Annotated in this window: 2 protein-coding genes; both read right to left on the reverse strand. The window is 58.5% G+C overall.

The features are described 5' to 3' along the window. Window positions 1-500 precede the first annotated feature (500 nt). Window positions 501-746 carry a hypothetical protein gene (locus tag NKK47_RS34900; RefSeq protein WP_352579913.1) on the reverse strand — a complete coding sequence of 82 codons (246 nt, stop codon included), beginning with the start codon at window positions 744-746 and terminating at the stop codon, window positions 501-503. Between the two features lie 83 nt (window positions 747-829). Continuing rightward, window positions 830-1,531 (reverse strand): Crp/Fnr family transcriptional regulator, encoded by a 702-nt coding sequence (locus NKK47_RS34905; RefSeq protein ID WP_352579914.1) that lies wholly within the window; start codon window positions 1,529-1,531, stop codon window positions 830-832. Window positions 1,532-1,962: the final 431 nt, after the last annotated feature.

Consider the following 1,962-nt stretch of genomic DNA (forward strand, 5'->3'; position numbering starts at 1 on the left):
ACCCCAGTCACAAAGAACCACGGTCGATCAGCAGGCGCACCGCCTGCCACAAGCGCCATTGCCGCGCGAGCGGCTTAGTCCTTCCACCGAACCAAGTCGTTCGACGCTCATTTAGGGCGTTCTCGAGGACGGATGTTTGAACCACCGGGACGCGCCAACTGCGGACATTTGGCGGCAATGCACCGAACGAGCTGATCGGGGCCGCAACCTGACCGTCCGTGATTGGGAGCCACATGGCTAAAGCAGCTGTTCCGCTATCGAGTCTTGACAGGCGTCCTAGGCACCCGCGGCGTCGAATTCAATCGCAAATCCCGCGTCGATCGCGCTTCGCGCAATGAGATTGCCAAGTTCCCAATCCGTGAGGTCGCAAAGCGGAAATATTCCCCTTACAGCCTGGCTAACCTCGGATATCGAAATGCACGGCCTGCCGACATTGTCGATAAGGTAGCGGACAAACGTCCGACAGGGTGGGCATCTGCGCGAGCGCAGGCATATATGGCCTACGAATGGGGCCGTGGTTCTACGACATCGGCTGTTTTTGCATCGAAAGCGACGGGCACACCGTGAATGAAGGATGCCACCGCCAACAGCTCCTCCAACTCGCGGTCGGTAGCCCTGCATGCCGGCATGAGCGTTCGGATGGCGCGGATTGCCTGTGCGATGGAGAGGAAGTGGGCCTTGCCTCTAGAGAGCACATAGGCTTCGGCGGCGCTTTCAACGGTGACGGTGTGAAAAGTGTTGGTCATGTGAGTTCCTCCCTGAAACCCAAATCAACACGATTTATGGCACCAATTCGGCAGCCTGCAAGGGTTTGTCAGATTCCGAACAGTTAGGCGGAGGCGAGGCCGAAGTGACTTTGCTCCTCGTCGCCGCAGGCACCATGTGTGAGTTGTATCATTCCAACGCGGTCGACAATTGTGATCTCGCCGCGCCTGGCGTGAACCAGCCCCCGATACTCAAGCATTTGGAGGGCGGTGGTAACGCCCGGGCGCCGAGCGCCAAGCATGGTCGCCAGAAACTCGTGCGTCAGGTAAATCTTGTTTCCTTCGACGCGGTCTTGGACCATCAGCAACCAGCGGGCCAGCCGCTCCTCGATTTTGGAGTGGCCGTTGACCAGTGCCGTCCGGGACGACTGGATGAAGAACGCGTGGGCATAGCGAAGCAGTGACTCGCGAAGGGATTGGCTCTCTGCAATCGCAAAGCGAAGAGCTTCAACCGGGAGGATCCAGCCATTACCTGCGACTTGGATATAGGTTTCATTGGGCGACTTGTCCTGGCCGAGAATAACGGCAACTCCTGTCATGCCGTCATGGCCGACGATGCCGACTTCGCTTTGCCGCCCATCGGTCATCGTAGCGACCACTGACGCGATGCCCATCTCTGGGAAATACACATGCTCGATCGGCTGATAAGAGACTTCCAGCTGGTCTTTGATGCCCAGTTCGACGTGATGCAGTGAGGGCTTCAAAAGCGCGAAATCCTCCGAGGAGAGGGTTTTCAATACATGGTTGCGAAGAAGGGATTGGGGCATGGCTCTCTCTCCCATACGGGCAAGAGCACGTACCTCTTACTGTCGGCTGCGTCCGAAGCGCTGGCGGCCGATCTGGGAAGCATAGGCTTCAAATGTGCGGTTGGCAAAGAGTCCGTGCCTGGCGAAAGGCTGGGGGAAGGTCGGCTTCCCTCAGTGGAGTCCCGTCGGTGATGGGCGCTTCTTATGACGCCGGTCACGAATGTCTGAAACGGGTTACGACAGAGGAATGGCGGCTTTTTGGCGTCTGAAGAAAGATTGCGGACGTTCAGCCCGGCGGGACCAAGGTCTGAAGCTGACCCTTAAACGGTCCTTCTGACTGGGTCCGGCGGGATCACCGCAATGGTGTGGGAGGACTAAGCCGCTCGCGCGGCAATGGCGCTTGTGGCAGGCGGTGCGCCTGCTGATCGACCGTGGTTCTTTGTGACTGGGGT

It is taken from the genome of Mesorhizobium sp. M0019 (assembly GCF_040323975.1).
Lineage (GTDB): Bacteria > Pseudomonadota > Alphaproteobacteria > Rhizobiales > Rhizobiaceae > Mesorhizobium.

Excerpts from the sequence above, each read along its gene's own strand:
- NKK47_RS34900 (WP_352579913.1), bottom strand. The coding sequence starts at position 746 with ATGACCAACACTTTTCACACCGTCACCGTTGAAAGCGCCGCCGAAGCC.
- NKK47_RS34905 (WP_352579914.1), bottom strand. The coding sequence starts at position 1,531 with ATGCCCCAATCCCTTCTTCGCAACCATGTATTGAAAACCCTCTCCTCG.